The following is a 6,772-nucleotide window of genomic DNA, read 5'->3' as shown; positions in this document are numbered from 1 at the left end:
AAAAAGCGCGTTGCTACTTCAAATGCTTCCCGGGAAGTAATCACGGAGTCGAAACCACCGTGGGATTTGTGGATAAAGGTACGGGGTGCCCCAGGAATTTGGGCAGAGAATTGCTTAACTAAGCCATCACTACGGTTATAGTTAGAACCAAACTCATATCTCGGGGAGAAAACGCGGTTGAGAAAGGAGGCTTGTCGCAAATTGTAAGACTTATAGTTGGTACCAACAATAGTTAAAAGTCGTTCTAATGGAAAGTGTTTCTCAAAATTTTGGAACGAATAGGGGTTGTTGAGCTTACTTTGATTTTTGAGATTAAAGCGCTCTAATTCTTCTTGAGCTCCTAGCTCTCCCCCAAACCCCAGCCAATCTTCTAAGATTTGGAAGGTAATGCCTTGGTGAGGAGTTCCCAAAGTGATAATTTTATTGATGTAGTCTTCAGCCTTAAGACCAAGGCTGGGATAGGTGACTTGAACTGCTTCACGAGCGATTAATCCACCCATAGAATGGGCAATGATGTTAACCTTAGGTTTAACAGCTGCTTGATTCGCCGTTAGTTCACGAATTAAGTAGATTAGACGCACCAAGGCATTACCATAGGTTTCAAATTTACGCTCTTTCAGGTCATAGTAGCGAAATACCCAAATGGAGCGCCAGGGATCTTTGGTAGACTCCAAAAAGGATTCTGCCCTCTCTGGGTTTATGACCACTTTATCCCCGGAAAAATATCTTTTTTCTTCTGTTTTGTCTGGATAGTTTAGAGTATAGGTTTCTTCTTTGAGGCGCTTAAATTTATCGAAAATACCATTATCCTTTAACCACTCCAGTGATGATGGCAGGGGTTTGCCATCCTGGAGCATTTGCTGCAAAGACTTTAGTTTCCGAGGCAGGGTTGCTTCATCTTCAATCTCCCGACTACCAAAAGTCACGACGTTAGTAGCATCATGGTATTGCCAGTCTGACTTGAGGAAACTCAGGATTAATCCTTCATAAATCTCGTTTGTTCCCTTTTTGTGTTCATAGACAGTGCCTTGGTTAAACCCCTGATAGGTTAAGCGCTGTTCCTCTTGAATATTGAGACCACCAAACCCACGAATTAGGATAATTGGTAAAGGAGTACGGGTAGGTACAGACATTGTCATCTCCTATCACATCTGAAATGTTAATTCATCGATCTTAGCTGCTGATTCATCTCTAGACCATCAGTTTTGTTTGTCAATTATAAATTTTTAATTTAAAATTACCTGACCAACTATCCGGCAATTGAGGAGCTTCAATTGCCATATTCATGCCCATGTTTGGAGGGGTTCGTGAAATGGCCCTCAACTAAAGTCAGTCAACCAGCCCAAAACCACTCACGCTTTGCATCAAGAAACTGAATAATATCCAATTTAAATGCGCAACAGCTTATGACAAGGCCGTAGATGATAGAATTAAATAAATTAGATAAGGGATGAAAAACATCCAAAATGGCAAAAGACGTTTTCCATCAACAGGTTAAAAATGCTTTGATCAAAGACGGATGGAATATCACTCACGATCCTCTCACGATTCGGATTGGCGAGGCAGTCAAATTACAAATTGATTTAGCGGCAGAAATCGCAATCGCAGCTGAACGAGATGCCGAAAAAATTGCTGTAGAAATTAAAAGCTTTATTGGCGACTCAGATATCAGCACATTTCATACGGCGTTAGGGCAATATCTTAACTATTGTCAGGCTCTTGAAGAACTTGAACCAGAGCGAATTGTTTATTTAGCTATTCCTTATGAAACTTATCAAGATTTTTTTCAGCTTTCTTTCATCCAACGCGCTCTGAGACGTTACCAAGTCAAGTTGATGATTTACGATCCGAAATTGGAGGAGATTAGGCAATGGATAAAATAGAGCAATATCGGCAATTTGTCAAGCAGATTTTAACTGAACACTCCCAAATAGCAACCCCTACTGATAGGGATACGGTCAAAGCCGAGCTAATATTTGATAGGGAACACGACCATTATCAATTGGCTTATGTGGGTTGGCAAGGAGATAAGCGGATATTTGGTCCTGTGATGCACTTTGATATTATTGATGGCAAAATTTGGATTCAATATAACGGGACTGAAGACTCGGTTGCTGAGAGGTTGGTGGAAATGGGTGTACCCACTTCTGATATCGTTTTAGGTTTTCATTCCGCTTTTAAGCGCCAATTTACCCGTTATGCAGTTGGTTAAAACTATGATACCCTATTTAGAGGTTTGCGACTTTATTAGGCTCTCCCGGATCTGTGGTTGAAAACGTATCAAAAGGCACAAAATCGACAATCAACGTGGCTGGAACTGGCGGAATTACGTGATATAAGCTTGCCTTATCACCCCAAAGCCGGGAGAGCCTTAACCATTAACGATTCATGCTCCCCCAATCTGAATATTGCGCACCCGCACCGGCACACAAGCATGGGTCATTTGAGCAATTTGTATCGGTTCCCCTTTACCACACATATGGGTACCAAACTGCTCCTGTTCCGAAGCCACTCCAATGGCATCAACACTATTCCAGAAATCAGTACTCATAGAATGATAGGTAACATCCTTCAGCATGCCCACTACTTTACCTTTCTCCACCTTCCAGAAAGCATCTCCACCAAACTGAAAATTACGTCGCTGCTGGTCAATGGAGAAACTACCTCTACCATCAATTAAAATCCCTTCCTCAGTCTCAGCAATCATTTCTGATAGTGTGGCAGAGTGACTTCCTCCCTCTGCTCCCGGTTCTAACCCTAAATTAGGAATCCGCACCATCGGAACACTTGACCAACTATCGGCGTAAGCGCAACCGTTACTACTGGCATTACCTAGTCGATAAGCCGTTTCCCGGTCAGTGAGGTAGTCTACTAAAATGCCATCCTTGACAACATACCAATCTTGTGCTGGTACCCCCTCATCGTCATAGCCTAAAGTACTACGTCCCCCCGATTGAGTGCGATCGCATTTAAAATTCACCCAAGGAGCAGCATATTGCAGCTTGCCCAATTTATCAGTAGTCGCAAAGCTAGTACCAGCAAAATTCGACTCATAGCCGTACACCCGATCCAGTTCCGTAGGGTGTCCCACCGATTCATGAATCGTTAGGTGGAGATGACTAGGCTTCAGAATCAGAGTGCTGCGAATACCAGAAGGTCCCTTGGGAGCATGAACCTTCTCTATTGCTTCTTCTGCTACCCGTTCTACCTGATTCAAAAGGTCTGGGGGTTGAATATGCTCGTAACCGATATTTAAAGGTGGACGTTCATAGCTACGGTTTTGAGCATCCCCATTAGCAACTGCTGTACAACCCAGACCTGGATAGCTACGGTATATAGTCTGTTCAATTAGGGAATCAACAGTAGACGCAAAAATCTTGTCTTCACGAGTAAAACGCAGGAAAGAGTAAGCCTTCTTAATTCCGCGATCGCTATAGCTAAGCAATTGATCATTGATACGCAATAGTAAATCGGCTTTCTCAGTAATCGGTATAGTAAACGGGTCAATTTCGATTGGAGTAATATAGGTATCGCGATAGGCTTCTACTGGGGCTAATCTTACCTGTGTTTGCTGAGAAAGGCGGCTACCTTTAGCAATCTCTACAGCTAAAGCCACCATTCGTTCCACTTCCTCTGGAGTTTTATAGGGACTAGCCGCAAAGCCCCAAGCACCCTTTAGTAACACTCTTACCCCAAAGCCAGAACTAACATTATCACAGAGTTGGCTAAGGGAGCGATCGCGTGCGGTTAAGTTCTGATTACGGTAGGTACAAATACGGATATCCCCATACTCACACCCAGCTTTACGAATTAAATCAATCCCTAGTGTCGCCAAGTCTCTCGCCAAGTCAGTAGTCGTAATTGGTGCTAAGGCTTTTATCATATGTAAAGTATGTAAATAATTTTTAAGAACAATGCCTAATATGGATTAAAGTTGCTATAATCGCACTGGCTAGATTATGATTAACCTAGCCCTCTCCTCATTTTAATAAACGTCAGTAAAATCAAGGTCCCTGGTTGTAAGCATTCAGCCTAATGCTAAAAGCAATAAGAACCAATCATAAATCAGCATCTTTCTGGTTGTCCACAATCAATCATCTACTCGCACCCCTAGGTCAAATCCCTAAGTTTTCCTTGATTATTGATATCAAAACTATAGCGCTTTTCAATTAGTAGAAAAGTTTGCGTAGGGTGCGTTAGGGGGGGCCGAGGATTTTATCGGTAGCCACGGTTGCGACAGTCTGCCCCGTAACGCACCACCGAGTAAAACAGCTTTAATAAGATGCACCTTATTAAAATACATTTGCTCTGGTTTTAGTTGATATCAAAATATTTATTCAAAACTATCGGCTAATCTGAAATAGCTTCAGTAATTCTACATCTAGTGAGCTGATCGACTAATTGTCCCCATCTCCCTATTTCCCTAGCTCCTCATCATTCTCAAACGACAATGAAAAAGCCCTGCTCCAAGGCAGGGGACATCAGGTTTATTTTTATCAATTGGAAGCCCCCGGTATAGCGCTACGCTTAGCGTGAGAAGTTAGAAGTCAGAAGTCAAAAGTAAGCTATTACTTACCTTTCGGAGTTTAGGAATGTCAAACATCTGAATGCGTAGTGCTATAGTATTAAATTTACCGGGGAAGCATGTCAGTGATCTTCAAATTCGGGATAAATATCGTTTTCAAAAATTTCCTTAATCCAGTCAGGTAAGAAATACTCAGGCTTGTTGATATCCATATCCTGGCGGAGATCCACTTTATACTTGGCATCCCGTGGGGCGATGGAAGGAACCCAAGCTGAATGGAGAGACAAAGCAAATTTAACGTCCTCGTGACCCAATTTGGTAATTGGTCCTGCCGCAAGATTTCCTGCTTGCCAAATCCAAAATTCAGACCCACTAGGAGTAGTTACTGTCGCCACGATATACCCTTCAAGTTCGTCAGTTTGCCCTTGCTTAGGAACATAAATAGGGGTATTAACTACATACCCTCGTTCAATAGTCCATGAATCTTTAACTTCCATATCCACTGGAGACCATCGCAAAATACCTGATGGTTTCCAATTAGGTAAATCGTTTACTGGTACTTTACGGAAAGGATGATTAGCGTATAACTCAACCAATCTGCGAGGGGTAATTTCACTAATATACCCAGCGTAGTTTACCCAAATATTCTGAAACTGTGGGGGAGACGTACCTTGAATTCCTTGATATGTAGGGAGTGCAACTCCCCAAAAATCCTCGAATAAGCAAGGTTGTTCACTCTTTAGTTCGCCTGTCTTCGCATTAACAACACATTTACCAAAACCCTGCTGATCATATACACCAGGAGGATAGCCATAAAAAGCAGATGGAACAAACTCAAATAAAGTTGGCCATCTTTTATCCGATTTCTGTAGCCACTCGCTAACATCATGACCAGAAGCTAACACCAGATGCAAGGTCAACTTTTCTCCATCATTATCTTCATAATCAGCATAAAAATGAACACATTCGCGAGGGATTGTGATGTGTTTAGCAATAGCTTTCTCGCCCTGAAGTTCTGCTCGCGGCACTAACCAGACTTGATTGTAAGCTGATTGAGCTTTAGCTTTTACTTCAGGAAGTAACATTCTTAAATATTCTATGAGAAAAGCCGTGTCAATAATTACCACGTAGTTTTTGGTAATCGCTATCTGGTGCGTAGACTGCTTAATTTCAACTGGCTTATTGGTGCGCTCATCAATTATTTGGGTTGTCTGGAACTTACCTTGACCATTCCAAATATGTATATAAGTATCTGGATCAATTGCTCCCATACTGATTGGATTCTCAAACAGGCAATTAATAATAAATATTTCTCCCGTATTCTGATCGTAAGCGGTATGGGCTGCAGTCATATGCATAGGAAAAATCCAGGGTATTTTAATATCCCCAAGACTTGGTATGCCATTTATTTCTAAAGGAATCCATTCGGAGCGATCGCCTACAGGTGTAACTGGTTTTAGGGTGGTTAAGTCAAACTCGAAAGGACGACCTGAATCAATGGTGGCAAACATACGCCAAGAGTTATTCTCAGGATCTTGGAAAGCTTGAATCGCTGTATTACATTGGTTTTGTACGCCTAATCTGGGGCTTAGACGAGCCAAACCTCCCAGATTACGAAATCTAAATAATCTCCCAAACAGTAATTTTCGCAAATTTGTGAAGTATGTCCACCAGGGCTGTTCATTAATTTTTTGATCACAGATGACAGAAGGCGTGCGAAATTGTTCGCTTTTGAGATGGATTCTTCCGCTTTCAAAATCTAAACGATACAACTGTCCATAGCCATTAAACCAAGGAGTAGCTCCATTTTGAGGTGTTGGAACTAACCAAAAAGCATGTCCCTCACAATCAGAAGGAATTTCTCCTTCAATTACATTCATCTCTAGGTCGATGGATGCTGTATTGTGTTCGCGGAGGTTATTGGGTAAGTCAGTTGAAGGTGTTGCTTTCGGTTTTGCTGTCATGGTTACTTTTTTGGTCTATAACCAATACGCATATATCTTGCTATATTATACCATTCGAAGTAAATGTTAAGACATATTTCTATTCTGTGATATTAAATTTTACGATCGCGTAGCGTGACCTACGGTCAATCCGAAGTTCTCTTTAAACTAAAATATTCCTCTTCTGTCACTTTCCGAGTATAATGAATAGAGAAAGAAAAAAATCAAACTGTACAAGGTAGACACAGCAATGGATGTAGAGCTACAAGTTCTCAAACATTTACCAAGAGACCCCCAGCTGACA

4 protein-coding genes and 1 pseudogene are annotated in these 6,772 nt (G+C 41.7%); 2 read left to right on the top strand and 3 right to left on the bottom strand.

What is annotated here, in order from left to right:
- Window positions 1-1,133, bottom strand: a pseudogene (locus F6K53_RS34585) (hypothetical protein); the annotation flags it as partial.
- A 333-nt stretch (window positions 1,134-1,466) separates the two neighbouring features.
- On the opposite strand from F6K53_RS34585, the gene F6K53_RS34580 reads away from it, so the two are divergent.
- Complete coding sequence (locus F6K53_RS34580; RefSeq protein ID WP_293018789.1) at window positions 1,467-1,883, top strand: XisH family protein; 417 nt, start codon at window positions 1,467-1,469, stop codon at window positions 1,881-1,883.
- The gene (locus F6K53_RS34575; protein WP_293018790.1) at window positions 1,871-2,212 is read left to right on the top strand and encodes a XisI protein; all 342 of its coding nucleotides are present in this window, start codon (window positions 1,871-1,873) and stop codon (window positions 2,210-2,212) included. Before F6K53_RS34580 ends, F6K53_RS34575 begins: the two co-directional genes overlap by 13 nt.
- Window positions 2,213-2,386: 174 nt before the next feature.
- Here the strand turns inward: F6K53_RS34575 and F6K53_RS34570 are convergent, their stop codons facing one another.
- The gene (locus F6K53_RS34570; RefSeq protein WP_293064621.1) at window positions 2,387-3,883 is read right to left on the bottom strand and encodes a TldD/PmbA family protein; all 1,497 of its coding nucleotides are present in this window, start codon (window positions 3,881-3,883) and stop codon (window positions 2,387-2,389) included.
- 764 nt (window positions 3,884-4,647) lie between these two features.
- Complete coding sequence (locus F6K53_RS34565) at window positions 4,648-6,489, bottom strand: carotenoid oxygenase family protein (RefSeq protein WP_293064624.1); 1,842 nt, start codon at window positions 6,487-6,489, stop codon at window positions 4,648-4,650.
- Window positions 6,490-6,772 lie beyond the last annotated feature (283 nt).

The organism is Moorena sp. SIO4A1 (genome assembly GCF_010672065.1).
GTDB lineage: Bacteria > Cyanobacteriota > Cyanobacteriia > Cyanobacteriales > Coleofasciculaceae > Moorena.
Note: the sequence above shows the minus strand (reverse complement) of the source record. Positions and strands in the feature narration are given on the sequence as shown.

Bases quoted from the DNA above. Each gene is read 5' to 3' on its own strand.
- F6K53_RS34580 (WP_293018789.1), top strand. From the start codon at position 1,467: ATGGCAAAAGACGTTTTCCATCAACAGGTTAAAAATGCTTTGATCAAA.
- F6K53_RS34575 (WP_293018790.1), top strand. From the start codon at position 1,871: ATGGATAAAATAGAGCAATATCGGCAATTTGTCAAGCAGATTTTAACT.
- F6K53_RS34570 (WP_293064621.1), bottom strand. From the start codon at position 3,883: ATGATAAAAGCCTTAGCACCAATTACGACTACTGACTTGGCGAGAGAC.
- F6K53_RS34565 (WP_293064624.1), bottom strand. From the start codon at position 6,489: ATGACAGCAAAACCGAAAGCAACACCTTCAACTGACTTACCCAATAAC.